The sequence below is a fragment of the Saccharopolyspora sp. NPDC002686 genome (assembly GCF_040295745.1).
In the GTDB taxonomy this organism is placed as follows: Bacteria; Actinomycetota; Actinomycetes; order Mycobacteriales; family Pseudonocardiaceae; genus Saccharopolyspora; species Saccharopolyspora oryzae.
Window position 1 is genome coordinate 1 of record NZ_JBEOVY010000014.1, and the last position, 26,048, is coordinate 26,048.

At 70.1% G+C, this 26,048-nt stretch carries 21 protein-coding genes; 8 read left to right on the plus strand and 13 right to left on the minus strand.

The window, feature by feature from the left end; all coding sequences use genetic code 11:
• Positions 1–52: 52 nt before the first annotated feature.
• From ABTZ89_RS03535 to ABTZ89_RS03575, 9 genes are all read right to left on the minus strand, one after another.
• Positions 53–667: an SAM-dependent methyltransferase gene (locus tag ABTZ89_RS03535; RefSeq protein ID WP_351039631.1), complete on the minus strand. Its 615-nt coding sequence runs from the start codon at positions 665–667 to the stop codon at positions 53–55.
• 100 nt (positions 668–767) lie between these two features.
• On the minus strand, positions 768–1,352 hold the full coding sequence (locus ABTZ89_RS03540) for a TetR/AcrR family transcriptional regulator (RefSeq protein ID WP_270952680.1): 585 nt from the start codon (positions 1,350–1,352) through the stop codon (positions 768–770).
• The gene (locus ABTZ89_RS03545) at positions 1,352–2,941 is read right to left on the minus strand and encodes a long-chain-fatty-acid--CoA ligase (protein WP_351039634.1); all 1,590 of its coding nucleotides are present in this window, start codon (positions 2,939–2,941) and stop codon (positions 1,352–1,354) included. The genes ABTZ89_RS03540 and ABTZ89_RS03545 overlap by 1 nt, the downstream gene beginning before the upstream one ends.
• Before the next feature lie 21 nt (positions 2,942–2,962).
• On the minus strand, positions 2,963–4,117 hold the full coding sequence (locus ABTZ89_RS03550; RefSeq protein ID WP_351039637.1) for an acyl-CoA dehydrogenase family protein: 1,155 nt from the start codon (positions 4,115–4,117) through the stop codon (positions 2,963–2,965).
• Positions 4,098–5,876 carry an acyclic terpene utilization AtuA family protein gene (locus tag ABTZ89_RS03555; protein WP_351039639.1) on the minus strand — a complete coding sequence of 593 codons (1,779 nt, stop codon included), beginning with the start codon at positions 5,874–5,876 and terminating at the stop codon, positions 4,098–4,100. Before ABTZ89_RS03555 ends, ABTZ89_RS03550 begins: the two co-directional genes overlap by 20 nt.
• Positions 5,873–6,676, minus strand: coding sequence for a TIGR03084 family metal-binding protein (locus ABTZ89_RS03560; RefSeq protein WP_351039642.1), 804 nt, complete (start codon positions 6,674–6,676; stop codon positions 5,873–5,875). The genes ABTZ89_RS03555 and ABTZ89_RS03560 overlap by 4 nt, the downstream gene beginning before the upstream one ends.
• A complete protein-coding gene (locus tag ABTZ89_RS03565; RefSeq protein ID WP_351039645.1) occupies positions 6,676–7,437 on the minus strand; it encodes an enoyl-CoA hydratase/isomerase family protein in 762 nt (253 codons plus the stop codon). The genes ABTZ89_RS03560 and ABTZ89_RS03565 overlap by 1 nt, the downstream gene beginning before the upstream one ends.
• Positions 7,434–9,419 carry an ATP-binding protein gene (locus ABTZ89_RS03570; protein WP_351039648.1) on the minus strand — a complete coding sequence of 662 codons (1,986 nt, stop codon included), beginning with the start codon at positions 9,417–9,419 and terminating at the stop codon, positions 7,434–7,436. Before ABTZ89_RS03570 ends, ABTZ89_RS03565 begins: the two co-directional genes overlap by 4 nt.
• A 7-nt stretch (positions 9,420–9,426) precedes the next feature.
• Positions 9,427–11,070, minus strand: a complete 1,644-nt coding sequence (locus tag ABTZ89_RS03575; protein ID WP_502949507.1) for an acyl-CoA carboxylase subunit beta — start codon at positions 11,068–11,070, stop codon at positions 9,427–9,429.
• A 144-nt stretch (positions 11,071–11,214) separates the two neighbouring features.
• Between ABTZ89_RS03575 and ABTZ89_RS03580 the strand changes: the two genes are divergently transcribed.
• Positions 11,215–12,897 (plus strand): AMP-binding protein, encoded by a 1,683-nt coding sequence (locus ABTZ89_RS03580; RefSeq protein ID WP_351039654.1) that lies wholly within the window; start codon positions 11,215–11,217, stop codon positions 12,895–12,897.
• A gap of 570 nt (positions 12,898–13,467) precedes the next feature.
• Positions 13,468–13,971, plus strand: a complete 504-nt coding sequence (locus ABTZ89_RS03585) for a TNT domain-containing protein (protein WP_270952690.1) — start codon at positions 13,468–13,470, stop codon at positions 13,969–13,971.
• A gap of 171 nt (positions 13,972–14,142) precedes the next feature.
• Here the strand turns inward: ABTZ89_RS03585 and ABTZ89_RS03590 are convergent, their stop codons facing one another.
• Positions 14,143–14,499, minus strand: a complete 357-nt coding sequence (locus tag ABTZ89_RS03590) for a hypothetical protein (protein WP_270952691.1) — start codon at positions 14,497–14,499, stop codon at positions 14,143–14,145.
• A 138-nt stretch (positions 14,500–14,637) separates the two neighbouring features.
• Positions 14,638–15,258, minus strand: coding sequence for a TetR/AcrR family transcriptional regulator (locus ABTZ89_RS03595; RefSeq protein ID WP_270952692.1), 621 nt, complete (start codon positions 15,256–15,258; stop codon positions 14,638–14,640).
• Positions 15,259–15,360: 102 nt separating this feature from the next.
• On the opposite strand from ABTZ89_RS03595, the gene ABTZ89_RS03600 reads away from it, so the two are divergent.
• The 3 genes from ABTZ89_RS03600 to ABTZ89_RS03610 all read left to right on the plus strand — a co-directional run bounded on the left by ABTZ89_RS03600 (position 15,361) and on the right by ABTZ89_RS03610 (position 21,251).
• A complete protein-coding gene (locus tag ABTZ89_RS03600; protein WP_351039659.1) occupies positions 15,361–16,569 on the plus strand; it encodes a CaiB/BaiF CoA transferase family protein in 1,209 nt (402 codons plus the stop codon).
• Between the two features lie 50 nt (positions 16,570–16,619).
• A complete protein-coding gene (locus ABTZ89_RS03605; protein WP_351039662.1) occupies positions 16,620–17,957 on the plus strand; it encodes an SLC13 family permease in 1,338 nt (445 codons plus the stop codon).
• A gap of 255 nt (positions 17,958–18,212) precedes the next feature.
• Positions 18,213–21,251: an MMPL/RND family transporter gene (locus ABTZ89_RS03610; protein ID WP_351039665.1), complete on the plus strand. Its 3,039-nt coding sequence runs from the start codon at positions 18,213–18,215 to the stop codon at positions 21,249–21,251.
• A gap of 106 nt (positions 21,252–21,357) precedes the next feature.
• Here the strand turns inward: ABTZ89_RS03610 and ABTZ89_RS03615 are convergent, their stop codons facing one another.
• Positions 21,358–21,948 carry a TetR/AcrR family transcriptional regulator gene (locus tag ABTZ89_RS03615; protein ID WP_270952696.1) on the minus strand — a complete coding sequence of 197 codons (591 nt, stop codon included), beginning with the start codon at positions 21,946–21,948 and terminating at the stop codon, positions 21,358–21,360.
• Positions 21,949–22,241: 293 nt separating this feature from the next.
• On the minus strand, positions 22,242–22,874 hold the full coding sequence (locus ABTZ89_RS03620; RefSeq protein WP_270952697.1) for a response regulator transcription factor: 633 nt from the start codon (positions 22,872–22,874) through the stop codon (positions 22,242–22,244).
• Positions 22,875–23,542: 668 nt separating this feature from the next.
• On the opposite strand from ABTZ89_RS03620, the gene ABTZ89_RS03625 reads away from it, so the two are divergent.
• From ABTZ89_RS03625 to ABTZ89_RS03635, 3 genes are read left to right on the plus strand one after another with little or no spacing between them, the layout of a single operon-like run.
• Positions 23,543–24,838, plus strand: a complete 1,296-nt coding sequence (locus tag ABTZ89_RS03625) for an FAD-dependent oxidoreductase (RefSeq protein ID WP_270952699.1) — start codon at positions 23,543–23,545, stop codon at positions 24,836–24,838.
• A 25-nt stretch (positions 24,839–24,863) separates the two neighbouring features.
• Complete coding sequence (locus ABTZ89_RS03630; protein WP_270952700.1) at positions 24,864–25,148, plus strand: acyl carrier protein; 285 nt, start codon at positions 24,864–24,866, stop codon at positions 25,146–25,148.
• Positions 25,135–26,016 (plus strand): thioesterase domain-containing protein, encoded by an 882-nt coding sequence (locus ABTZ89_RS03635; protein WP_351039671.1) that lies wholly within the window; start codon positions 25,135–25,137, stop codon positions 26,014–26,016. The genes ABTZ89_RS03630 and ABTZ89_RS03635 overlap by 14 nt, the downstream gene beginning before the upstream one ends.
• Positions 26,017–26,048: the final 32 nt, after the last annotated feature.

A 26,048-nucleotide genomic window follows, 5' to 3' on the forward strand; every position in this document is an offset into this window, starting at 1 on the left:
GGTTCTTCCTCGGCGCTTCGCTGTTCGACCACGTCACCCCGGACATGCGGATCTACCGGGAGGAGATGATCCCGGGCCAGCAGGTCAGGGTGGACACGGCGACCAGCGAGCCGGGTGCGAGGCGCTGGCGGTAGGCGCCGATCAGCTCCGCCGGTTGCGGGTCCTCGAGGTACAGCAGCACGCCGACGGCGAGCAGGCCGACCGGCTGGGTGAAGTCGAGCAGCCTGCGGGTGTCCGGGTGGTCGAGCACCGCGGGCAGGTCGCGCATGTCGGCCTGGATGATCGTCGCCGTCTCCGAGCCGCCCAGCACGTGCTGGGCGTGGTGGTAGGCCACCGGTTCGTTGTCGACGTAGACCACGCGGGCCGCGATGCCCGCGGCATCGGCGACCTGGTGGGTGTTGCCGACCGTGGGGATGCCGGAGCCGAGGTCGAGGAACTGGCGGATGCCCTGGTCGAGGCAGTAGTGCACGGCGCGGCGCAGGAACGACCGGTTCAACCGGGTCACGGCCGGGATGCTCGGCGCGATGGCCAGCACCTGGTTGGCGAACTCGCGGTCGGCGGCGAAGTTGTGCGAGCCGCCGAGGAAGTAGTCGTAGGCGCGAGCTGCGCTCGGCTGAGTGGTGTCAACGGTCGCTGGTAAAGCTGGCACGGGGTCCCAGATCGACACGGTGCGTCTCCCTCTTGTTCCGGTGGGGTGATCAGTATCGCCTTCGGATCAAGAGCAGCGACGACCGCGGGCACCGGGGCGGGGTTCGGGTACGTGCGGCCTACGCGGGGCAGGCGAGGACCGCCTTCGCCGCCTCGGTCAGCAGGGTGCGCTGGCGGTCTTCGGGCAGCCCGGTGTTGTGGAAGAGCATCGACTGGATGGCGCCGATCGCGGCGTGCACGACGGCCCTGGCCTCGGCGTCGCTGAGGCCGGGGCGCAGCTCGGCCAGCAGGTGCACCCACTCCTCGAGGTACAGGCGCTGCTTGCGCCGCAACCTCCGCCGGTCCTCCTCGGGCAGGTTCTGGATCTCGTTGTGGTACACCTGCGCGAGCTCGCGGTCGGCCACCACGAACTCGACCTGCCCGGCGATGAGCTCGTCCAGCACCTGCTCGAGGTCGGTGACCTCGTGCACGATGCGTTCCTCGTCCCGCAGCAGGCCGTCGATGACCCGGTCGAACAGCGCGACGAGCATGGCCGACTTGCTCTCGAAGTGCCGGTAGATCCCGGAACCGGTGATGCCGGCGGCCGCGCCGATGTCGGCCATCGAGACCGAGTGGTATCCGTTGCGGGCCACCAGGTCGGCCGCTGCGGCCAGGATCCGCTCCTTGCGGGCGGGGTCCCGGACGCGCGCGGGCGCCTCGCTCATCACCGCTCCTCTCGGGTCCGTGCGTAGTGGTCGGCGTAGCTGTGCCGCACCTTGTGCTTCTGGATCTTGCCAGTCGAGGTCTTGGGCAGTTCATCGACCACGATCACCGCCTTGGGCGCCTTGTACGGGTCGATCAGCTCCTTCACCTTCGCGATCAGCGCCTCGCCGTCGATGCTGCCGCCGTTCCTGGGCACCACGATCGCGGTGATGGCCTCGCTCCACCGCTCGTGCGGCAGCCCCACCACGACGACCTCGGCGACGTCCTCGTCCGCCGCGTAGACGGCCTTCTCCACCTCGATGGAGGCGACGTTCTCCCCGCCGGTCTTGATCACGTCCTTGTTCCGGTCGGTGAACCAGAGGACGCCGTCGCGGTCGAAGTACCCCGCATCACCGGAGTGGAACCACCCGTGCGCGAACGCCTTGCCGGTGGCCTCGGCGTCCTTCAGGTACTCGGTCATCGTGTGCGGGCCGCGGTAGACGATCTCGCCCTTCTGCCCCTGCGGCACCAGCGTCCCGTCCGGCGCCATGATCCCGACCTGCACGTTCACCACCGGGGTGCCGACCGCGCCGCAGTGCGAGAGCTGGTGCTCCGGCCGGAACACGGTCGCGGTCGGGCTCATCTCGGTCTGCCCGAACAGCAGGTAGAAGTCGCAGCCGAACTTCTCGAGGCACTGGCGCAGCTGCGCGTCGGGCATGGGCGCCATGGCGTAGCACGCGCGCCGCAGGCTGGAGAGGTCCCGCCGGTCGACGTCCGGGTGCTCCAGCATCGTCCGGTACATCATGGGCAGCGCGAAGATCTGCGTGATCCGCTCCCGCTCGATCAGCGCCAGCAGGTCCGCGGCGTCGAACGCGCGTCGCACGTGGATCGTCGCCCCCACCATGATCGCCGACGTGCAGTGGCAGTTCAGCTGCGCGGTGTGGAACATCGGCAGCATCGCGACGAACCGATCGTCCTCGGTGAAGCGGGCTTCCAGCGCCATCGTCATCGATTCGAGGTAGATCGCCGTGTGGTTGCCGACCACGCCCTTGGGGAACGACGTCGTGCCGCTGGTGTAGAGGTAGGTGATCGGGTCGCGGTCTTCCACGACGTGCTCGGGCTCGCCCTCTCCGCCGGCCAGCGCGTCGAAGGTGCTCACCGGCCGGTCCAGCGCGACCTCCGCCCCGGTCCCGGGTGCCACGAAGACGTCCCGCACGGCGGGCACCCTGCCCAGCGCGTCGGCCATCGCGGCGGCGAGCTGGCTCTCCACCACGATGCCGCGCGCTTCGGAGTGGTCGAGCACGTAGGCGATCTCGTCGGTGCGCCACCCCAGGTTGATCGGCACGCACACCACGCCGAGCTTGGCGCACGCGTAGTAGGTGACCAGGAACTCCGCGCTGTTCCCACTGGCCAGCGCCAGCGCGTCGCCGCGCGCGTAGCCCAGCCCGGACAGCGCGTTGGCCACCCGGTTCACCCACGCGTTGAACTCGGCGTAGGTCCAGCGCCGGTCGCCGTCCACCACGGCGGTCCGCTCGGGATGCCGGGCGGCCGTCCTGGTCAGGCTGTCTCCCACGTTCACCCGGTGGATGAGGTTCGCGTTCAGCTCGGACATCGTCGTCCCACCTCGCGTTCGTCAGTACGACTTGGGCAGGCCCAGCGAGTGCTGGGCGACGTAGTTGAGGATCATTTCCCGGTTCACCGGTGCGATTCGCAGCAAGCGCGCCAGTCCCCAGTACGGCACGAGTCCGAAGTCGACGGACAAGCCGTTGCCGCCGTGGCACTGGATTGCCGCGTCCACCGCGGAAAGCGCGGCTTCGGCCGCCGCGTACTTGGCCATGTTGGCGGCTTCACCCGCCGGTTCGCCCTGGTCGTGCAAGCGGGCCGCCTTGGCGGTCATCAGCGCGGCCAGCTCCACTTCGATCTTGGCCCGCGCCAGCGGGTGCGACACGCCCTGGTGGGCGCCGATCGGCCGGTCCCACACGGTGCGCGCGTTCGCGTACTCGACGGCCTTGTCGAGCACGTGCCGTCCGATGCCGACGCACACCGCGGCGCCGGTCACGCGCTCCGGGTTGAGCCCGTGGAAGACCTGCGCGAACCCGTCGCCCTCGGTGCCCACCAGCGCGTCCGCGGGTACCCGAACGTCGTCGAAGTGCAAGGTGAACTGCCGTTCCGGCAGCGTCACCGACACCGGCAGCGGCTGCTTGACCAGGCCGGGTGCGCCGGTGCCCACGAGGAACAGGGACAGCCGCCCGTGGCCGCTGGCCTCGTCGGTGCCGGTGCGCGCGACGACGAGGACGGCATCGGCCTCGTCCACGCCGGAGATGTAGTACTTCTGCCCGCGCAGCACGTACGAGTCGCCGTCGCGGGTGGCGGTGGTGGACAGCCGGTGGGTGTTCGACCCCGCGTCCGGCTCGGTGATCGCGAAGACCACCTTGCCGCTCCCGTCGGCCAGCCGGGGCAACCACTCGTCGCGCTGCGCGGCGGTGCCGTAGGTGGAGATCACCTCGCCGCTGATCGCGCTGGACACCAGCAGCAGGAGCAGCGGACAGCCGCGCGCGGCCGACTCCTCGCACACGATGGCCAGCTCGCTCAGCCCGGCGCCGCCTCCGCCGTAGGCCTCGGGGATGTTGATGCCGATGTAGCCGTGCTCGCCCAGCGCCTGCCACAACTCGCTGGTCGGTTCTCTGGCCTCGGCCTTCCGCGCGAAGTAGTCGCCGCCGAACTCGGCCGCGATCGCGCCGACCGCGTCGCGGAGCGCGCGGTGCTCGTCACTTTCCTTGAAGTCCACGGGCCACCTCGAGTAGTTCCGTCGGGATGTCGACATGGCGCGACCGCAGGTACTCGCCGAGTCCTTTGGCCTGCGGGTCGGGTCGGCTGGACGAGGCCACGCCGGCGCCGAGCAGGCCCACGATCACGAAGTTCAGCGCGTGCAGGTCGGGCAGCTCGTACCGGCGCACTTCGAGGCCCTTCGCCTCCGGGATCAGCTCGGCGAGCCGGTCGGTGGTGAGGAAGTCCCGGAGCCATGCGAAAGTGCGCTCGTCGCGGCCCCAGATCCCGACGTTGGCGTTGCCGCCCTTGTCGCCGGACCGCGCCGCGCACACCGCGCCCAGCGGTGCCCGCTCGCACGGCCCGCCCGGCCCCGGCGTCCGGTCCGCGGGCGCCGGTGCGGTTCGCGGCGGTCCGCTCGGCGAGTGCTCGACCACCTTGCTCGTGCCGTCCGGCAGCACCACGGTGTGCTCGACGACGCTCGCCGGAACCAGCGCCGGCCAGTACACGCCGTACGCGCTTTCGGCGGTGGGCGGGGTGGTGGTGTGGAACCCGGCGTAGCCGCCGAGCGCGAGTTCCATGGTGGCGTTGGAGAACGCCCGCCCGACCTTCTTCGGATCCGGGTCCTTCACGGTGATCCGCAGGTGCGCGCACGCCTGCTCGTTGGTCTCCGCGTCCGCCCGGTCGAACCGGATCAGGCGGGTGTCGACCTCGGCGAACCGGTCCTTGCCGCCGAGGATCTCGAACAGCTGCTGCTCGGCCCGCGCGGCCTTGTCGTCGATGTCGAGGCCGGTGAGCACGAGCGTCATCGTGTTGCGGTAGCCGCCGAGGTAGTTCACCGCGACCTTGAGATCGGGCGGCGGCGGGTCGCCGCGCACTCCGGAGATCCGCACCCGGTCCGGGGCCTCCTGGCTGAGCCGCACCGTGTCGAAGTGCGCGATCACGTCCGGTCCTTTGTAGGCGGGCTCCGCGATCTCGTACACCAGCTGCGCGGTGACCGTGCCGACCGACACCAGACCGCCGGTGCCCGGGTGCTTGGTGATCACCGAGCTGCCGTCGGCGGACACCTCGGCGATGGGGAAGCCCGGGTAGCGCCGGTCGGTGATCTCGTGCAGCCACGAGTAGTTCCCGCCGGTGGCCTGCGGTCCGCACTCGATCACGTGCCCGGCGACCACGGCTCCGGCCAGCGCGTCGTGGTCGCCGCGATCCCACCCGTGCCACCACGCGGCAGGCCCGGTGACCACGGCGGCGTCGGTGACCCGACCGCACACCACCACGTCGGCGTCGCCGGCCAGCGCTTCCGCGATGCCCCACCCGCCGAGGTATGCGTTGGCGGACACCGGTTCGACGCCCGCCTCCGCGAGCGGCACGCCGGTGTCCAAATTGGACAGATCATGCCCGTCGCGGACCAGCTCGTCGACGCGGTGCACGAGGTCGTCGCCGTGCACGTAGGCGATCCGGGGCGCGAGGCCCAGTCGCGCGGCCAGCTCGCCGAGGCGGGCGGCCAGCCCGGCCGGGTTCAGGCCGCCCGCGTTGCTCACCACCCGGATGCCCCGGTCCAGGCAGGTGCCCAGCACGTGCTCCATCTGGGTCAGGAAGGTCTTGGCGTACCCGGCCTCCGGGTCCTTCTGCCGCGCCTTCCACAAGATGAGCATGGTCAGCTCGGCCAGGTAGTCGCCGGTCAGCACGTCGATCGGGCCGCCGTCCACCATCTCCCTGGCGGCGGCGATCCGGTCGCCGTAGAAGCCGGAGCAGTTGCCGATCCGCACCGCGCGCGTCATCGGGCGACCTCCTTCCCGGCGGGCTGCCGCCCCGGCCCGGGAGCACCGGCGAAGGCCTGCGCGATCGACATCCACTCGGAGGCGACCGGGCCGCTGATCACCAGGTCGGTGTCGTCGCGGTGCCGCCGCTGCGTGACCGCGAGGCAGAAGTCCAGCGCGCTGCCGGTCACCCGGTCCGCGGCGTCGTCCGGACCCCAGGTCCAGACGCCCCCGTCCGGAGCCGCGAGCTCCACCCGCACCGGCGCGTTCGGCACCTCGAGGCCGTTCAGGGCGAACGCGAACCCGAACGTGCGGATGCCGAGCTCGGCGATGTGCCGCAGCCGGTGCGTGGGCCTGCGCACCACGCCCAGGGTGTCGGCGATGTCCTGCCCGTGCGCCCAGGTTTCCATCAGGCGCGCGGTGATCGAGCTCACGGCGCTCATGTCCGGGCCGTACCAGGGAACTCTCGCCTTCGGGTCGAGGCCGGTGAACGTGTCCAGCAGGTTCTGGCGCGCGGTGGCCAGCCAAGCGGAGAGCTCGGCCGGGGTGAGGTGCCGGTAGCGCTCCGCGATCCGGTCCGGGAACGCCGCGCCCAGCGCGAGCAGTTCGGCAGCGGATTCGCGGAACCGGTCCGGTTCGGTGGCCGCCTGGACGGCCGCCTCGTCGAAGTACGCGAGGTGGCTCACCTGGTCCCGGACGGCCCATCCTTCGGCGGGGGTCGGCGCCTCCCAGTTCGCCGGGGTGGCAACGGTCAGCAGTGCGGTGAGCACGTCGGTCTCCGCGCGCAGGTCGGCCAGCAGGTCTGGCAACGAGACGGGCATCAGGCCCCCTTCCACTGCGGGGTGCGCTTGTCGCGGAACGCGGCGGGGCCCTCCTGCGCGTCCTGGCTCAGGTAGACCGGCTCCCAGATCCGCTCGGCCTCCTCCAACGCGTCGGGCAACGGGTGGTCGGCGACCAGGCGGACCGTGCGCTTGGCCGCGCGCACCGACAGGGGAGCGTTGGCGGCGATGCGCTCGGCGAGCCGTTGGGTGGTCTGCGCCAGCTCGGCGGCCGGCACGACCTCGTTCACCAGCCCGACTTCGCGGGCTCGCTCGGCGTCGATGGGGTCGCCGGTGAGCAGGACCTGCATCGCGATGCGCGGCGGGATCAGCCACGGCAGGGGTGCCGCCCACGGCGCGCCGCGCCCCACCTTGGCCTCGGTGATCGCGAACCGGGCGTGGTGGGCGGCGACGCACAGGTCGCAGCACTGCGCGAGCAGGAACCCGCCGGCGTAGGCGACGCCGTTGACCGCGGCGATGGTCGGCTTCTCGACCTGGATGTTCCGCCCGAACTGGGGCACGAAGTCCGGCGGCGGCACTTCGAGGCCGGTCTCCGCCATCTCCTTGAGGTCGCCGCCCGCGCAGAACGCCTTGTCCCCGGCACCGGTGAGCACCAGCACCTTGGCGTCCTCGTCGTCGTTGAACCGCTGCGCGCCCTCGAACAGCCCGTCGCGCACTGCCTTGGACAGCGCGTTGCGCGCCTCCGGCCGGTTGATGGTCAGCCACGCGACCTCACCCCGGAGCTCGTAGGTCACCTCGTTCACGGGGCCTCCTCCACGACAGCGAGCACCGCGCCCGTCTCCACCGTCTGTCCTATTGCAACGTTCAGCTCGGTGACCGTTCCGTCGTGCGGCGCGGTCACGCTGTGCTCCATCTTCATGGCTTCCAGCACCACGACCGGCGTTCCGTGCGCGACCGCCGCGCCGGTGTCCACCGCGACCCGCACGACCGTGCCCGGCATGGGCGCCAGCAGCGACCCCGGTGCCGTGCGGGACTGCGGGTCGGGGAACCGGGGTAGCTCGGTGAGCGTGGTCGCGCCGAGAGAGCTGTCGGCGTAGAAGACGTCGCCGACGCGCTGCACGCGGACCGCGCGGCGCACGCCGTCGACGGTCAGATCCACCAGGGACTCGGAAGCCGCGTGCAGGACCACCTCGCCGAGGACTTCCGCACCTACCTCGGCCTCGACGATCCGGCCTGCTATCCGGTAGCGGACTTCGATCTCATCGTCCTCATAGGACAGCTTTGCGACCTGCGGGCCGTTCGGCACGTTGCGCCATCCCGAAGGTGCGGACGCCAGCACCGGCGCAGTCGCCCGCCGCTCGGCCTGCCCGGCCAACGCCGCCGCGAGCGCGTGCAGCCGCACGACTTCCGGTGCGGTGCGGGCGAGTTGAGCCGGGTCGTGCCGATCGAGGTAGCCGGTGTCGATGGCGCCGGAGCGGAACTCGGGTTCGCGGAGGATGCCGACCAGGAGTTCGCGGTTGGTCACCACGCCGTGCACCCGCGTCTCGTGCAGTGCCCTGGCCAGGCGCCGGCACGCCGCGTCCCGGGTCGGACCGTGGGCGATGACCTTGGCCAGCATGGGGTCGTAGTGCACGCCGACCTCCGAGCCGTCGGCCACGCCGGCGTCCACCCGCACGCCGTTCATCGGCGGCACGTCGAACCGGGCCAGCGAGCCGGTCGCCGGGAGGAACCCCGCGCCGACGTCCTCGGCGTAGAGCCGGGCCTCCACGGCGTGGCCGGAAACGGTCGCGGTGAGCGCTTCGTCGGGGAGCGGTAGGCCGTCCGCCACCTGCAGCTGCAGCCGCACCAGGTCGAGGCCGGTGACGAGCTCGGTGACCGGGTGCTCGACCTGCAGGCGGGTGTTGACCTCTAGGAAGTAGAACCGGCCGTCCTGGCCCAGGACGAATTCCACCGTGCCCGCGCCGACGTAGCCGATGGCCTTGCCCGCGGCCACCGCGGCCTCGCCCAGCCGCGTGCGCAGCGCATCGTCCACCGCGGGTGACGGCGCCTCCTCGATGATCTTCTGGTAGCGCCGCTGGATCGAGCACTCCCGCTCGAACAGGTGCACCACGGTGCCGTGGGTGTCGCCGAAGATCTGCACCTCGACGTGGCGCGGCGCGTCGACGAAGCGCTCCAGGAACACCGCCGGGTTGCCGAACGCGGCCTGCGCCTCCCGGCGCGCCCCGGTCACCGCGTCGAAGAGCTCCGAGGGGTCGCGCACCACGCGCATGCCCCGCCCGCCGCCGCCGTAGGAGGCCTTCACCAGCAACGGGTATCCGATCTCCGCGGCCACCCGCGCCGCGAAGTCGTCGGCGTCGACCTCGGTGTCCGAGTCCAGGGTGATGCCGGGCAGCACGGGCACCCCGGCAGCCGCCATCAGCTCCTTGGCGCGGATCTTCGAGCCCATCGACTCGATGGCCTGCGGGGAGGGGCCGACGAACGTGATCCCGGCAGCCGCGCAGGAGCGGGCGAACTCCGCGTTCTCCGACAGGAACCCGTAGCCCGGGTGGATCGCGTCGGCGCCCGTGCGCCGGGCAGCGTCGATGATCGCCTCCGCGCGCAGGTAGGTGTCCGACGGCGCGTTGCCGGGCAGGTGCACGGCCTCGTCGGCGTCGGCGACGAACGGCGCGCCCGCGTCCGCGTCGGAGAACACCGCGACCGGAGCGATGTCGCACTCGCGCGCGGTGCGCATGATCCGGGAGGCGATCTCGCCCCGGTTCGCGACGAGCAGCTTGGTGATGGTCATGGCCACCTCACATCCGGAAGACGCCGAACCCGCGGCGACCCTCGACCGACTGGGAATGCGCTGCGGACAACGCGATGCCGAGCACCGTGCGGGTGTCCCGCGGATCGATCACACCGTCGTCGTAAACCCGCGCGGTGACGAACAGCGCGTGCGATTCGCGCTCGATCTGCTCCTCGATCTGCTTGCGCTGCCGCTCGTCGGCCTCGACGTCGAACTCCCGCCCGGCAGCCTCCGCGCTCTGTCTGCCCACGATGGACAGGACGCCTGCGAGCTGCTGCGCGCCCATCACCGCGAGCTTCGCGTTCGCCCAGGCGAACATGAACCGGGGATCGTAAGCGCGGCCGGACATCCCGTAGTTGCCCGCGCCGAACGACGCGCCGATGTTGATGGTGATGTGCGGGACCGAGCTGTTGGTCACCGCGTTGATCATCTTCGCGCCGTCCTTGATGATGCCGCCCTGCTCGTAGTCCTTGCCGACCATGTAGCCGGTGGTGTTCTGCAGGAAGATCAGCGGCGTGTTCGTCTGGTTGGCCAGCAGGATGAACTCGCTGGCCTTCTTCGCCTCCTCGGAGAACAGCACGCCGCGGGCGTTGGCCAGCACGCCCACCGGGTAGCCGTGGATCGACGCCCACCCGGTGACCAGGCTGGTGCCGTAGCGCGGTTTGTACTCGCCGAACCGGGATCCGTCCACGACGCGTGCGAGGACCTCGCGGGGGTCCACCGGCACCCGGAAGTCGGCCGAGGCGATGCCGAGCAGCTCCTCCGGGTCGAACAGCGGCGGGTCCGGCGGTCGGGTCGGGTCCGGGCCGAGCTTGCGCCAGTTCAGCTCGGAGACGATCTGCCTGCCGAGCCGGATGCAGTCCACCTCGTCGACCGCGAAGTGGTCGGCCAGGCCGGACACCGTGGAATGCATCTCGGCGCCGCCGAGCGCTTCGTCGTCGGCGTCCTCCCCGGTGGCCATCTTCACCAGCGGCGGTCCGCCGAGGAAGACCTTGGCCTGGCGGTCCACCAGCACCGCGTAATCGCACATCCCGGGCACGTAGGCGCCGCCCGCGGTGGAGTTGCCGAACACCAGCGCGACCGTCGGAATGCCCATGGCCGACAGCTCGGTGAGGTCGTGGAAGATCTTGCCGGCGTGCACGAACAGCTCGGACTGGGTCGGCAGGTCGGCGCCGCCCGACTCGACCAGGTTCAGCACCGGGAGCCGGTTGGTGCGCGCGATCTCCAAGGCGCGCAACGTCTTCCGCAGCGTGTAGGGGTTCATCGCGCCGCCGCGCACGGTCGGGTCGTGCGCGATGATCACGCATTCCACACCGGACACCACGCCGACGCCGGTGACGATGCTGGCGCCCACCGCGAACTCCGTGCCCCACGCGGCGAGCGCGGAGAGCTCCAGGAACGGCGCATCGCGGTCGAGCAGCAGCTCGATGCGCTCGCGCACCAGCAGCCGCCCGCGCCGGCGGTGCCGGTCGGCGTACTTCTGCCCGCCGCCGGCGCGCGCCAGATCCAGCTGCTCGCGCAACGCGGCCACCGCGGCCAGCTGCGCCTCGCGGTTCTGCCGGTAGTCCTCGGCGGTGACGTCCACGGCGGATCTCAACACGGGCACGATGCCGCCCCTCTCCTCGACAACGGGGTTGAAGTTACTCCACATTCACTAACTTTGAAAAGGGTGAACCTGGAGGCGGCATTTCAGCTGGTCGCATGACTGCATCTGTGACCCCCTTCACAAGTCGTGATGCGCAGTTTACGATCCCTAGTGAATATGGATTCACAATCCAGGATCGGAGCAGCGGTCATGGGCCTCGACGTCACCAGCCTGTCCGACCGGCGTGCGGTCAACCGCTGGGAGCGCGCCAGCGTCGGCGATGTTCTGGAACGCCTGACCTGGAGCTATCCAGACCAGGAGGCGGTGATCGGCTGGGCCGGCGCCTTCGCGCACCCCGAGCACGAGCGGCTCACCTACGCCGAGGCCGACCGCCTCGTCGCGCAGGTGGCGAACGGGTTGCTCGCACGCGGGCTGCAACGCGGCGATCGCGTGCTGATGTTCTGCGAGAATTCGGTGGAGGCCTACCTGACCAAGCTCGGCATCGCCCGGGCCGGACTGGTGTGCGTACCGGTCAACCCGACGCTCGCCCCGGACGTGGTCGGGCACCTCATCGACAAGACGCGGCCGGCGTTCGCCGTCGTCGACGCGGAGCTGTGGCCGCGCGCGGAGGAGCCGTTCGACGAGCACGGCCTCGCTCCCGGCATCACCATCCCGATCGGTGGAGACGCGGTCGAGGGCAGCGCGACGTTCGCGGAGTTCGTCCGCGGAGTGCCCGACGGCGAGCCCGACGTGGAGATCCACGGCGACGACATCTGGCAGATCTTGTTCACGTCGGGCACGACTTCGCTGCCGAAGGGCGCGATGATCTCGCACCACTCGAGCTATTACGCCGCGTACAGCTTCGCGCTCACGCTCACCCGGGGCATCCGGCTGGAGTGCGACCTCAAGCTGGCCGCCTTCCTCCCGATCATCTACCACGTCGCCGACCAGATCTTCACCTTCCCGGCGTTCCTCTCCGGCGGCGCGCTGGTGATCGGGCGCAAACCCGATCCGCGCGCCATCGCCGAAGCCGTCACGCGGGAGGCGATCACCGCGGTGTGGAGCGGCTCGCCGGCCATGGCGAACGCCCTCGCCGACGTGCTCGCCGACGACCGGCTCCGCTACGACCCGCGCAGCCTGAAGGTGCTGGTGTACGGGTGGGCGGCGCTGCCGCCGGGAACCCTCACCACGTTCAAGCGGCTGTGCGGCGACGACTTCGTCGCGGTGGAGATCTTCGGCCAGACCGAGGCGATCTCCTGCCACCGGTTCTGGCCGGACAAGTGGGGCGAGACCTACCGCAGGACCGCGCCCGAGCGGAACTACGTCGGCGTGCCCAACCCGACGCTGGCCTCAGCGGTGGTGGACGACACCGGCGCCGATCTGCGCGATCAGCCCGGGATCGCCGGGGAGGCCGTCTACCGCTCGCCGAGCATCACCGCCGGGTACTACGGCGACGAGGAAGCCACCGAGCACGCGTTCCGCGGCGGCTGGTTCCACTCCGGGGACAGCTGCACCTACGACGACCGCGGGCTGCGGGTGATGGTCGATCGCTACAAGGACATCGTGAAGTCCGGCGGTGAGAACGTGTCCAGCCTGCGGGTGGAAGCTGTGCTGCACCAGCATCCGGGCGTGTTCAAGGCGGCAGTGGTCGGCTTGCCCCACGAGCGGTGGGGCGAGGCGGTGACCGCGGTCGTCATCGCCGGAACCGAGCACCCGGTGAGCGAGGACGAGATCATCGCGTTCTGCCGCGAACGGCTGGCCGGCTTCGAGACGCCCAAGCGCGTCCTCTTCGTCGACGAGTTCCCGGAGACGGTCGGCGGCAAGGTGCTCAAGTACAAGCTGCGGCAGCACTACCGCGACGCCTACGCGCGGCGGGACGCTGCCGGCACTTGAGCCCCGCTGAAAACAGGCCGGGGCGCCCAACGGCGCGCCTTTGCGGGTGTCGAATCCCGGTAGCGACCCGACGGATCCGTTGGCCCAGGGCGAACCCGCCAACGCTTCCCCCGTCTTTCGCGGAGTCGATCGCACGACCTTGCCCGGGAGCCGGTTGCGGTTCCTGTCCGGGTGAATGGGTGCCGAACTGATCCACTCGAGGGGGTGGGGCCGCCGGATTCCTACTCCACGGGACGACGAATCCTGCCGATGACCGGGTGGTGACATTCGGTGATCTGCGGACCGGAGGAAGATCGAATGCGAACGTCCCATCGTCTCGTGGTGGCACTGGCGGCATGGGTGATGCTGGTGGTCGGTGCCGGAGGTGCCACCGCACAGCCGTTGCCGATACCGGGGGCGGCTCCCGCCGTCGTCTCCCGCTCGGACGGCACGCCGCCGGCACCTCCGCTGACGCCTGAACGAACGGCCCCACCTTCTGAGCATCCGGCGCCGCCTCCAGCGGGACCGCCGCCGGCGATCTGCCCGGCGAACGGGATTCCGGGCTCGCGAGTCGAGCTTCCGGACCGCCCGTTGCAGCGCTACTACTTGGACGATCCTCGGCTCGGTCCGGAGTTCCTGCCCCGGACCGGCGCTGTCGGCGAACTGCTCCGCGACTACAACCGGCTGGACTCGTTCTCGGCGACGGCGTTCATCGCCTGCTTCTGGGACCCGTCCGCCAACATGAACGCGGGCGGGTGGCGCTTCCCGCCCAACGACGGTTTCGCCGACGGGCGCACGACGTTCGAGATGGTTCCCGGGCAGGTCATCGACCGGTTCGGCAGCAACAACGGGCGGTTCTTCGCGCCGTTCGGCGTACCTTTCGGGCAGCGGGCACTCGCACCCAGCAGCCTCGACACCCTCGAGCCGCGGTACCCGTTCGACTACCACGTCTTCAAGGTGTTGAAGCCGTTCACCGTCGAGGCCGGAACCGCGTCACCGTGGTTCGGACAACCGGGCGGCGGCCTTCAGTACCGCTCGCCGAGCATGAACGCGAGCCAGCTCATCGCGGGCAACTTCCTGCAGCCCCTCAACTGATTCGGCAGCTCCGAGAATTGGTCGACCGAACAGCTCGTTGTCCCTCCCCGCTGATCTCCGCGGGGAGGGACAATTTTCGGGCTGCCACGGCCGGTCCCGAGTCGCCGACCTTCACCCCCGTGCCGTGACGACCGACCCGGCCGTCGCCGATGCCGAGCAACGGGACCCCGCTCATCCGCGCTCGTGGCGGCGGGCCTGGTCGTACTGGTCACGGGCCTCCCGCTGGATCTCTTCCCGGCGTGCCATCAAATCCTCGATGATCTGGGCCGAGTCCGGCGGTGGCGCGGGCGCTCGCTGCGCGAGGCGACCGTAGAGGTACCGGCAAGCTTCGTCCTCGGAGGCGAACCGCGCAGCCGTTTCCTCGGCACCTCGTTCCCAGAGGGAGACCAAGTAGGCGCCGGACTCCTCGCGCAAGACGTAGTAGGCGTCCGCACGCGGCCCTCCGGACGCGGGGCCACCCGGGATCAAGTACTCGCCGTCGGGCACACCAGCGGCGCGCAGCGCTTCGACGAGTTCGATCCGGTCCATCCCGCCCTCCAGGCGCAGCAGAACACGTGGTGGTCGTGCGGGTACCGCGTATCGAGAATACCGAGATCGCTCGGTCACGGGTCAGCGGGCATTCCCGGTCTTCGCCGATCGGTGTCCGTTGTGGATGGTGCTGGTCCGTCAGGGTTGGTCGGGCGTGGTCGGGGCTGCGAGGCCGGTGACGAGCTGCTCGTACACCGCGCCGGCTCGTGCGTCGAGCTCGTCGAGTTCCACTCCGAGCTCGCGGGCGATCGCCTCGCGGAAGATGCAGTAGCCCATGTAGGTGGCCGCGGTCATCGCGTGCAGGACGTCGGCGTCGGCATCGGGTGGGAGCGCGCCGGTCTCCCGGTCGCGGTCGAGCGCCTCGCGGGTGCGTTCCAGCTCGGGGAACAGCACCAGCTGGTCGTCGCGCTCCAGCGCCAGGAGCGCTTCCAGCTTGGGCACGTCGGGCTGCCGGAGCGCGGCGTCCCACATCGCCGTGCGTCGCCGGGTGAACGGCTGCTCCCAATGGGTTTCGCGGTCGAGCGCCGACTCCCGGAGCAGGCGGGTGATCGCCGCGCGCAGCAACGCGTGCCGGGATCCGAAGTACTGGTAGATCTGCCCGTGGTTGACGCCTGCTTCCGAGGCGACGTCCCGCAGCGTCACGCCTTCGAGGAGCCCGTCGCGCCGCATGATCCGCAGCGCCGCGTCGAGCAGGTCCGACTCGGTCTCCTCTCGCGAGCGCCGTCGTCGGCGGGGTTTCGCGGCGACCTCGTCGGTCATCCCGCACCTCCTGGTCCATTGACTGCCGTGCAGCTCGCCCCTACTCTACCGTTCCGTTAATAACGGTTCGTTAATAACGATGCGTTCACAAGGAGGTGGGCGATGCCGGGAGACCGCTCGCCGCTCGAGGGCATTCGCGTGCTGGACCTCGCCACCGTTCTCGCCGCGCCGGTCACCGCGACGATGCTGGGCGACTTCGGGGCCGAGGTGGTGAAGGTCGAGGAGCCGGGCCGCGGCGACTTCACCCGCGACGGGCCGGGTTCGTCGACCCCGGGGCGCCGTTCGCTGCAGTGGATCCAGGAGGGGCGCAACAAGAAGTCCGTGACGGTCGACCTGCGGACCGCGCGCGGCCAGGAGCTGGTGCGCGAGCTGGTGCCCCACTTCGACGTGGTCGTCATGAACTTCCGCCCGCCCACGCTGGAGGAGTGGGGCCTGGCGCCGGAGCGGCTCCAGGAGATCAACCCGCGGGCGGTGCTGGTCCTGGTCACCGGTTACGGCATGTCGGGCCCCCACCGCGACCGGGGCGCCTTCGACCGCATCGCCAGCGCGTTCTCCGGCCTCACCTACGTCAGCGGCGAACCCGACGGGCAGCCGACCCGCACCGGGTACGCCGTGATCGACTACATGGCCGCCTACCTCGCGGCGTTCGCGACCGTCACCGCGCTCTACGACCGGGACCGCAACGGCGGCACCGGCCAGATCGTGGACCTCGGCCTCTACGAGGCGGGGTTCCGCGCCTCCGAGAACGCGCTCCTGAGCTACGCCGCGCTCGGCAAGGTCCGGGAGCGGCAGGGCAACCGCAACCTCCAGATCGTCCCGGCCAGCGACTTCGACACCGCCGACGGGCGGCGGATCTCGGTGCACGCCGGCACCGACGCGCTGTTCGGCAAGCTGGCGGCGGTCATGGGCGCGGCGGAGCTCGCGGCCGATCCCCGGTACGCGACCCGCGAGAGCCGCGTGGAGAACCAGGACGAGCTGTACCCCGTGATCGCGGCGTGGGTGGGGCGGCTTTCGGCGGACGAGGCCGTTCGGGTTCTCAACGACGCCAGCGTGCCGGCCGCGCCGATCATGAGCATCGCCGACATCGCCGCGGACCCGCACTACCGGGAACGCGGAACGATCACCAGCCTCGTCGACGACGACTGGGGCGAGCTGCCGATGGTCGCTCCCCTGCCGCGGCTCAGCGGAACACCCGGGCGGATCCGATCGCTGGGGCCGCGCCTGGGGGAGCACACCGACTCGACGCTGACCGACCTGCTCGGTCTCGACCAGCACGCCGTGGACGCCCTTCGGGCCGACGGCGTCATCTGACCGATCCGCGCGCCGTTTCCCCGCAGCGACGCTGAAGGACAGGACACCCAATGGCTCCCTCGCTCCTCTCGATCGCGGTGCTCGCCCTGCTGTTCCTCGGTGCTTTCGTGCCGCGCTTCAGCCTCGCGCTCGCCGCCCTGCCCGCAGCCCTCCTGGTCGCCGGCCTCGCCGGCGTCGGCGTCGACGAACTGTTCGGCTTCTTCCCGGTCGACTTCGTCGTGCTGGTCGTCGGGATCACCGCCCTGTTCGCCGTGGTTCAGCTGTCCGGGACCACGGACTGGCTCCTGTCCCGCGCGCTGCGGCCGATCGGGAACCGGGTCGCGTTGATCCCGCTGCTGCTGTTCGCCGTCGGGGCGCTGCTCACCGCGATCGGAACGCTGCCCGCGGCGGTCATCGCGATCATGGCCCCGATCGCGCTCGGCATCGCGGCCAAGCGCGGGCTGCCGCCGCTGCTGCTCTGCCTGACCATGCTCAACGGCATCATGTGCGGGTTGTTCTCCCCGATCGCGGTGTTCGGCGCGAGCACCCCGCGGCTCATGTCCAAAGCGGGCATCGAGGTGCCCGCCCACACGTCGCTCGCGCTCTTCCTCGCCGTGCTCGGCACCGGTCTCGTGCTGTGCCTCGTCGCGATGCTCGTGGGGCGGCGTTCGATCCGGGCCGCCCGCGACGGTGCTGGCAGCCCGACCGCACCCCCGGACCGAGCCTCGGCGGAAATCGTTGGTACGACTGGCACTGCTGTCGCGAGCACGGCTGTCCGGGAGCGCGTCTCCGATGCGGTGGGGCAGCAGTCCGCGCCGGGGCGGCTCGCCGTGTGGGGCTCGATCGCCGCGCTGGTCGTGCTCGTCGTCGGCGGAGCGGTGTTCAAGGTCAACCTCGGCCTGCTCGGGCTGACCCTCGCTGTCGTGCTCCAGCTCGTGCTGCGCATCGAGCCGTCGGCGATCATCCGCCGCCTGCCCTGGGAGATCATCCTCGTGATCGCCGGAGTGCTCACCTACGTCGGGCTCATGGAGCACCTGGGTGCTTTCGAGCAGATCACCGCAGCGCTGAGCAGCGCCACCGGTTCGCCGCTGCTGTCGCTGCTCGCCGTGTGCCTCGTCGTCGGTCTGACCTCGTTCTTCGCTTCCTCGATCGCCGTCCTCGCCACGGCGGTGCCGCTGGTGGCCCCGCTCGTAGCGGCGGGTCTGCCGCCGGTGGGCGCGATCATCGCCGTCGCGCTCTCCGCGGTGCTCGTCGACGTCAACCCCCTCGGCATCACCGGCGGGTTGCTGCTCGGGTCCGCCGCCCCGGAAGACCGGGCACGGCTCTTCCGGCAGCTGATGGTCTACGGGCTGTGCGCGATCGTCCTCGGGCCGGTCCTGGCCTGGTTCGTCTTCGGGTGGGTGCTGTGACCGGTGACCGTCCGATGAGGACGGTTGCGGGCCCGTTCCCTTGATCTGCCGCGGTGTCCGCGAGCGGGGGCTCTTCCGGGTTCTGGGTCGACCATCTTGACAGCTTGATCAAAACGGGGTTATATAACTCCGTTACCGTGGCGCGGCCGTCGACGTCTTGGCGTCGGATCCGTGTCGACCACCGTGCCCGTTGCCGGGGATCGCAGGGTGAGCATGATGGGTTCGATCCAGGACGGTAGGGGAGTCTTAGCCAGGTTGAGTTCCGCCGTCGTGCGCCGCCGCGGCATCGTGGTGGTCGTCTGGATCGTTCTCGCCGCAGCGCTGAACGTCTTCGTCCCGCAGCTGGAGCGGGTGATCGGGCAGAGCCAGGTCTCGTTCGTGCCGGACTCGGCGCCGTCGGTGCGAGCACTGCCCACGATGGACGAGCGGTTCGGCGGCAGCGGTGCGAACAGCATGGTGTTCGTGGTGCTCGCCGACGAACGCGGGTTGACCGAGGAAGACCGGCAGCACTACCGCGATCTGGTCGGGCAGCTGAAGGCCGACGACGCCCGGATCGCCTCGGTGCAGGACACCATCGCGCAACCGGAACTGGCGGAGGCGCTGGAAAGCCGCGACGGCAAGGCGGTGTACATCCCCGTCGGCCTGCGCGGCGAGAACGGCTCACCGGAGACCACGGCGCAGATCGAGTTCATCCGCGAGATCGGCCAGCACGGGCGGCCGGCGGATCTGTCCGTGCACGTCACCGGCCCGATCGCCACGGTCGCGGACATGCAGGCCGAGATCGAGCGGAGCATGGTCGTCATCACCGCCGTCACCGTGGTGCTGATCCTGCTCATCCTGCTGGTGATCTACCGGTCGCTGTTCACCTCCCTGATCGTGCTGTCCGCGATCGGGCTGTCGTTGGCCACCGCGCGCGCGACCACGGCGTTGTGCGGCTTGGTCTTCTTCGACATCTCCACGTTCACCGCATCGCTGCTCACGGCCGTCGTCCTCGGTGCGGGCACGGACTACGGCGTGTTCCTGGTCAGCCGGTTCCACGAGCAGGTGCGAGCCGGCGTCGACCCGGAGCAGGCCGTCGCGGAGGCCACCCGGCGGGTGGCGGGCGTGATCACGGCGTCCGCGGTGACGGTGATGGCCGCGTGCGCGGGCATGGCCTTCGCCGATGTCAGCATCTTCAGCACCACCGGCCCGGCCATCGCCGTGAGCTTGGCGGTGACGCTGGTGGCGGGGCTGACGCTGATCCCGGCGATGCTGGCGATCGCGGCGACCCGCGGTTTCGCGCTGCCGCGCCGCAGCAGCGGGAATCGCCGGTGGCGCGTGACGAGCATCCGAACTGTGCGTCGACCGGGGCTGGTCATGCTGGTCGGCCTGGTCGTGCTCGGGCTGCTCGCCGCGTTCTACCCCGGCGCGCAGCTGAGCTACGACGAGCGGAAGGTGCAGCCTGCCGCCACCGACAGCAATCTCGGGTACGACGCGCTCGGCAGGCATTTCCCGGCCACCGAGGTGCTGCCGGAATACCTGCTGATCAACGCCGATCACGACATGCGCAACCCGCGGGACCTCGCGGTGCTCGAGATGGCCGCCGCGAACGCGGCCAAGGTGGACGGGGTCCAGATGGTGCGCGGCGTGACGCGGCCGACCGGCACGCCGATCACCGAAGCTTCGCTGGGGCAGCAGGCGGGGCAGGTCGGCGACCGGCTCGGGGAGGCCACGGGCCGGCTCGCCGAGGGCAACGCGCAGACCGGACGCCTGGTCGACGGCAGCGAGCAGATCGCCACCGGAACCGGGCGGTTGGCCGACGGGGCCGGTCAGCTCGCGATCGGCAGCGGCAAGCTCGCCGACGGGGCGCGCTCCGCGATCGACGGGGCGCAGCAGCTGCTGGACGGGTTGAACGCGACCGGTGGAGGACTGGGGTCGGTGGCCGACGGGGCGGACCGCGCCCACGACGGTTCTGCCCGGCTCGCCGAGGGCGCGGATCAGCTGGCCACCGGCCTGGAACTGGCCAGCCAGCAAACGGAGTTGGCGGTCAACGGCTTGGAGCTGGCCTACAACGCGTTGCGGGCCGATCAGCTGTGCACCCTCGACCCGGTGTGCGCGCAGGCTCGCAGCGGTATCGGCGAGATCTACGTCGCGGAGCGGGACCAGCTGCTCCCCGGCCTGCGGAAGGCGGCCGAGGCCGCGCGGCAGCTGGCTTCCGGCAGCGGGGAGCTGTCCTCCGGGATCGGCGAGCTGCAGACCGGTATCGCCTCGGTGCGAGATGGGATCGAGCGGCTCGCCGAGGGCGAGCGGACGTTGCGGGACCGGCTCGGCGAGCTGTCCGGCGGCGCGGACCAGGTCGCGGGCGGGGCCGAGGAGCTCTCCGGCCACGCGAACGCCGCGGCCGACGGTGCGAACCAGCTGCACGACGGGACCACGACGATGACGCAGTCCATCCAGGAGCTGGAGCGCGGGCTCGGCCAGGCCGCGGACTTCCTGCGGACCGCGGGGCAGGAGGCGGGGGATCCGGACGTCGGCGGGTTCTACCTGCCGCCGAACGCCTGGCAGGATCCGCGAATGGCCCTGGCCAGCGGGATGTTCCTGGCCGAGGACGGGAAGACGGCGCGGCTGGTGGTGCTGCACGACTCCGACCCGCTGGGGCAGGCCGCGATGGATCGCACCGACGAGGTGGTGCGGACGGTGCAGCGGGCGTTGCAGGGCACCTCGCTGGACGGGAGCACCGTCGAGAACACCGGCGCGGCTTCGGTGAACCAGGACTTGGCGCGAATGTCCAATGCGGACTTCGCGCAGTTCGCGCTGATCGCCCTGCTGGCCGTGTTCGCGGTTCTCGCGCTGTTGCTGCGCAGCATCGTGGCGCCGCTGTACCTGCTGGCGTCAGTGATCTTGTCCTACTCCGCGGCGATGGGGCTGTCGGTGCTCTTCTGGCAGCACCTGCTGGGCGTCGACCTGGACTGGAGCGTGCAGGCGATCACCTTCGTCATCCTGGTGGCGGTGGGGGCGGACTACAACATGCTGCTGATGTCGCGGATCCGGGAGGAGGCCGTCGACGGCAGCCGCATGGGCATCGCGCGGGCGATGACCGCCACGGGAGGCGTGATCACCACCGCCGGGATCATCTTCGCCGTCAGCATGTTCGCGCTCATCTCGGGCAGCGTGGACACCCTCGCCCAGATCGGGTTCACCATCGGGGTCGGACTGCTGCTGGACACCTTCGTGGTCCGCACCCTGGTGGTCCCGGCCGCAGCCACCCTGCTCGGCCGCTGGAACTGGTGGCCGTCGCGACTGCCGAGGACTTAGTGCCTGTCTGACGCACTCGTTTTGCGCGGCGGCGCATCAAGGGCAAAACGAGAATCGAAGACAGACTTTCCGTGCGTGCGAAGGGGTTTCGCGGTGCCAGACTCGTTCAGCGGCTCCAGCCGATGACGACGCTGCGGAGCGCATCTTCGTAGCTCGCGGCGATGTCGAGGCCGGGCGGGATCGCCCCGGAGAGCTCCAGCGACACCAGGCCGTGCGCCATCGCCCAGCAGGACAAGGCGATGTGCTCGGTGGGCGCGGGTGCGAACTGGCCGCTGGCCTGCGCCCGGCGGACGGCCTCGACCAGCGGCTCGAAGGTCTCCGCGCCCGCGTCCTTCTGCTCGGCCGAGAGGTCGAGCTCGACGAACCGGTCGCTGAACATGACGGCGTACAGGTGCGGATTGGCCAGCGCGTGCTCGCGGTAGGCCAGTCCGAGCTTGACCACGTCGGCCGCGGGATCGTCGGTGGTGTCCACCAGGGCCAGCCGGGCGGCGAACTGCTTGGCGGCGTCCCGGTAGACGCTGTCGAGGAGGCCGGCCTTGTTGCCGAACAGCGAGTAGATCGCCGTGGTGGAGGTGCCCGCGTCCGTCGCCAGCCGCCGCAGGCTCAGCGCCTTCACACCGCTCTCGAACACCACCGTGGCGGCCAGTTCGATCAGCGTGCGGCGGAGTGCTTCGTCATGAGTTTTGGGGCGGACCACGCCCGCAGTGTATCGCAGGTGGTTGGCGTTACGGGGTTTTCGACGTGCACCCAGAACCGGGTGCGCGCATCGTCCCACCGTCGACGCTCCACTGTGGATGTTCCTGGCGGCGGCGCTGGAGCGCAGTGGACGAGCTCTTGACAAGGCGTGCCGTAACGGTGTTTTATAACAGTGTTCTGGTTGTGCTGGTGGTCGCGACGAGGAGGGATGCCCATCGGGAAGTCGTTGTGCTTCAACTTTTCCCGGCGCGGCGGGCGCTTTTGGCGAGCTGACCGGCGGTGGGCGCCGGCGGGTCAATCGCCGTTGCTGGTGATCGCTTGCGCGTTGATCAGCTTGTCGGTCAGCGCCCGGTGGATCGCTTCCGTGCGGGAGCGGACGTTCAGCTTGGCGTAGATGTTGGCCAGGTGCCGCTTGACGGTTCCCTCGGTGAGGCCGAGCTGGGAGCTGATCTGCCGGTTGCTGAGTCCTTTTGCGACGTGCAGCAGCACTTCCTGCTGGCGCGGCGAGAGGACCGAGTCGTGATCGGCGATGCTGAGCTGGTTGACCATGGTCTGCGGCATGAAGGTCACCATGCTGTCGCCCATGGTCGCGGCCGAGCAGATCGAGGAGATCAGGTCGGTGCCGGTGGCGCTCGTGTCCAGCAGCGCGAACACCCCGCTGGCGAGCAGCGCGTGCTGCCCCCGGGTGTCCTCGGTCGGGGACACCAGCACGACGACCCGAACGCGGTTGGCGTCGACGGTCATGTTGACCAGCTGGGAGATGTCGCCGGAGTCGACCCCGTAGCACGAGACGACGACGTCGGGGCGGAGCTGCTTCGTCAGCTCGATCGCCGACTCCCCGCCGTTCGCGCGGCCCACCACCACGATGCTCTGGTGGGCGCCGAGCATCAGGGTGAGCGCGTCTCGGATTACGCCCAGGCTGCTCACCACGACGACGCGTATCGGGGAACTCGGCGACGGGGGGAGTGGTGCAATAACGTTCGGATTGCGATCCAGTGGATAAACGGGCGCAAGAGCCGCGGTTCGCTTCGCGTTGACCGCGCTCCGGTCTAAGTGGCCTGCGTCGTGGTCTAAGCACTCGGTGTTTTCGTTCAACAAAGTGAAACTCCCGTGCGGTGTCCCCCATGTGCCCCTGATCGATCACCACCATAGACCCGAAGGTGCGGCATGTGACGGATTCTTGCGGCCGCGCGCGGTTTCCCGAGCATTCGTCCCGGCCGCGGCGTGGATTAGCGCCATGTTATCCACCAATTCCCGTGATTGTCCCGATCGCGTGCGTGCTCCGAATGCGCACCTCTCCCGCGGGTGGTTGTGCCGAACGGTCCACGGGACTGCCGCCGCCTGGGGGATCTGCGGTTGTGCGCCGGGAAGTCCGCGGTGGTCCCGGTCGCCGAAAATGCGGTGGACGGGTCGTCGGCGGCGTGCGCCGATTGTCTGGATCCGTCTTGTCGATACATCTTTCGATGTGTTCTGCCGTGCATCGATGGTGAAATTGTTGCTCCTGCGCAGCTGGATAAACTGGCGAACCTGGGGATGCTCGCAGATGGCCACCAACGATTCGGAGCGTGTTTGGTGTGAAGCATCGAGTTGCGGTTGTGGGAGCTGGAGCCGCTGGTCTGTCGGCCGCTTACAACGTTCGCAGTAAGGCGCCGGTGACGCTATTCGAGTCGAGTGCCGAAGCGGGCGGACACGCGCTGACCGTCACCGTTGACGACAACGGCGCGGAACGCGGTCTGGATATGGCGTTCATCGTTTACAACGAATTTTCGTACCCGCGTTTCTCCAAGTTCCTGGTGGAGTTGGGAGTCGCGACCACGGGTCATCTCGGTCGATTCAGCTTCGCCGATCACGACAGCGGGTTCGCCTACGTTTCGGACGACCTCGAATTGCCCGAGGAACAGGTCCGCGAGCGCTACCCGGAGGACTTCGTCCAGCTCTGGAAGGAGGCCGACCGGTTCCGGCGCACGGCGCCGCGGGACTTCATGCGGCTCCGCGAGGACATCTCGCTGGGAGAGTACCTGGAGACGAGCGGGTACTCCGACGCGTTCCGGTACGGCTTCGTCGTGCTGCTGTCGTCGATGGTCTGGTCGGTGTCGCCGGACGAGATCTGGGGCATGCCCGCGAACACCATCATCACCTTCTTCCTCGGCCACGGGTTCGAGTGGCAGGGGCGGCGGACCGCGGAATGGCGTTGCGTGGAGGGCGGCAGCGCCAACTACGTCCGCCGGGCCCTGGACGTGATGACATCGGACAACGTGGACTACCGGCCGAGCACGCCGGTGCTCGGCGTCGAGCAGCGGGCCGACGGGGTCGTCGTGCGCACCGCGGCCGGGGCCGAGGAGTTCGACTACGTCGTGCTCGCCACGCACGCCGACGATTCGATGGCGCTGCTGGAGAACCCGACGCAGGAGCAGCGGGCGCTCGAGTCGATCAAGTACTCGCCGACGCACGCGGTGCTGCACACCGACCCGGTGGTCATGCCCGAAGACCGCGGCAAGTGGCGCAGCTGGAACTGCAAGCGGCGGGTGCGCGACGCGGACAGCGGTGCGCTCGACACCTGGGCTTCCTACTACCTGAACCAGGTGCAGAACTTCACCAGCGAGAACGACTACTTCGTCAGCGTCGACTGCCCGCTGGAGCTGCCGGCCGAGAAGGTGATCACCGAGGTCGACTTCCGCCACCCGATCTTCACCATGGAGGCGAAGCGGAGCCTGGCCCGGGTCCCGAAGATCCAGGAGAACTCGCGGATCAAGTTCGCCGGCTCCTACCTGGCCGCCCGCGGCGTCGGTCCGGACGCGGTCGGCGGCCACGAATCGGCGTTCGACTCCGGTTACGAGGCCGCGAAGTCGATCCACCGCAACATGTCCGCCGGAAGCAGCGAGCCGCGGTAACCGCGCCCCGACCGAGGAGTTGAAGTTGTCCGAGACGACGAATGCGTCCGCAGGGTTGACCGTCGAGTCGGTGCAGGAGTGGATCGTCGCGCAGGTCGCGGCGCGCCTGGAGACCACCCCGGACCAGGTCGACGTGCACAAGTACTTCGACGAGTTCGGGGTGGACTCCGCCGATGCCCTGGTGCTCGCCGGGGAGCTGGAGAAGTGGCTGGGCTTCGAGCTGGAGACGACCGCGATGTGGTACCACCCCACGATCGCCGAGCTGGCCGCGCACATCGTCGAGAGGAGCTCGCTCGATGGCGCACCGTAATGCGAGCATCGAGCTGATCAGCGCGTCGGCGGGCGCGGGAGGCGGGCCGCGGATCGTGGTCGTGTACCCCGGTCTCGCGCCGGCCGCCGCGCACGAAGAACTCATCGCCGCCATGCCTTCTGCGGTCTCGACGTGCGTGGTCGACCTGGACGCGGTCGAGGAGTACGCCAGGCCGGCGTTCACCGGCGAACCGCCGAAGGTGCGCATCCCGGAGATCGCGGCGCACGTCGCCGCCGGGCTCCGCGAGCGCGACCTGGTCAGCGGCGACTGGTTGCTGGTCGGCTGGTCGCTGGGCGGGATCATCGCGTACGCGCTGACCTCGGAGCTGGCCGACGAGGAACTGCCCGCGGGGCTCGTCGTCCTGGACACCCCCGCCCCGGTGGCGGAGTACTCGTGGCCGGACGACGAGGTGCCGCTCGACCTCGAACTGCTGTGGTTCACGACGTACCTGGCGGCGCGGCACGAGACCACCGCTCCGGCGTCCCGGGAGACCTTCGCCGGGCTCGACGCCGACGCCGGCCTGGAACTGGTCCTGGGCATCGAGACGGAGCGCGGGCCGCTGCTGCCGGGCGCCTCCCTCGCGGGTGCCCGGAAGCTGTTCGAGGGCTACCTGAACGTCGTCCGCCGCAACAACCGCATCGTTTCCTCGTACCAGCCGGCACCGCCGCGCGTGCCGTTCACCCTGATCCGCCCGGAGCACAGCCTGTTCGGCTCGGAACCGGCGGTGGGGTGGGACGAGATCGATCCCGGCGTCTCGGTGCGCACCTGCCGGGGCGACCACTACTCGATGCTGCGCGACCCGGTCGCGCTGGCGCACGTGGACGCCATCGCGCGGTACCGCTTGCGCCTGGCCGAATCCGACGCCTGAGCCGTCGCACCCCCGCGCGCACCAAGCCAGAC

Bases quoted from the DNA above. Each gene is read 5' to 3' on its own strand.
- ABTZ89_RS03540 (WP_270952680.1), bottom strand. From the start codon at position 1,352: ATGAGCGAGGCGCCCGCGCGCGTCCGGGACCCCGCCCGCAAGGAGCGG.
- ABTZ89_RS03575 (WP_502949507.1), bottom strand. From the start codon at position 11,070: ATGTGGAGTAACTTCAACCCCGTTGTCGAGGAGAGGGGCGGCATCGTG.
- ABTZ89_RS03595 (WP_270952692.1), bottom strand. From the start codon at position 15,258: ATGACCGACGAGGTCGCCGCGAAACCCCGCCGACGACGGCGCTCGCGA.
- ABTZ89_RS03555 (WP_351039639.1), bottom strand. From the start codon at position 5,876: ATGACGCGCGCGGTGCGGATCGGCAACTGCTCCGGCTTCTACGGCGAC.
- ABTZ89_RS03560 (WP_351039642.1), bottom strand. From the start codon at position 6,676: ATGCCCGTCTCGTTGCCAGACCTGCTGGCCGACCTGCGCGCGGAGACC.
- ABTZ89_RS03545 (WP_351039634.1), bottom strand. From the start codon at position 2,941: ATGTCCGAGCTGAACGCGAACCTCATCCACCGGGTGAACGTGGGAGAC.
- ABTZ89_RS03600 (WP_351039659.1), top strand. From the start codon at position 15,361: ATGCCGGGAGACCGCTCGCCGCTCGAGGGCATTCGCGTGCTGGACCTC.
- ABTZ89_RS03580 (WP_351039654.1), top strand. From the start codon at position 11,215: ATGGGCCTCGACGTCACCAGCCTGTCCGACCGGCGTGCGGTCAACCGC.
- ABTZ89_RS03590 (WP_270952691.1), bottom strand. From the start codon at position 14,499: ATGGACCGGATCGAACTCGTCGAAGCGCTGCGCGCCGCTGGTGTGCCC.
- ABTZ89_RS03635 (WP_351039671.1), top strand. From the start codon at position 25,135: ATGGCGCACCGTAATGCGAGCATCGAGCTGATCAGCGCGTCGGCGGGC.
- ABTZ89_RS03605 (WP_351039662.1), top strand. From the start codon at position 16,620: ATGGCTCCCTCGCTCCTCTCGATCGCGGTGCTCGCCCTGCTGTTCCTC.
- ABTZ89_RS03570 (WP_351039648.1), bottom strand. From the start codon at position 9,419: ATGACCATCACCAAGCTGCTCGTCGCGAACCGGGGCGAGATCGCCTCC.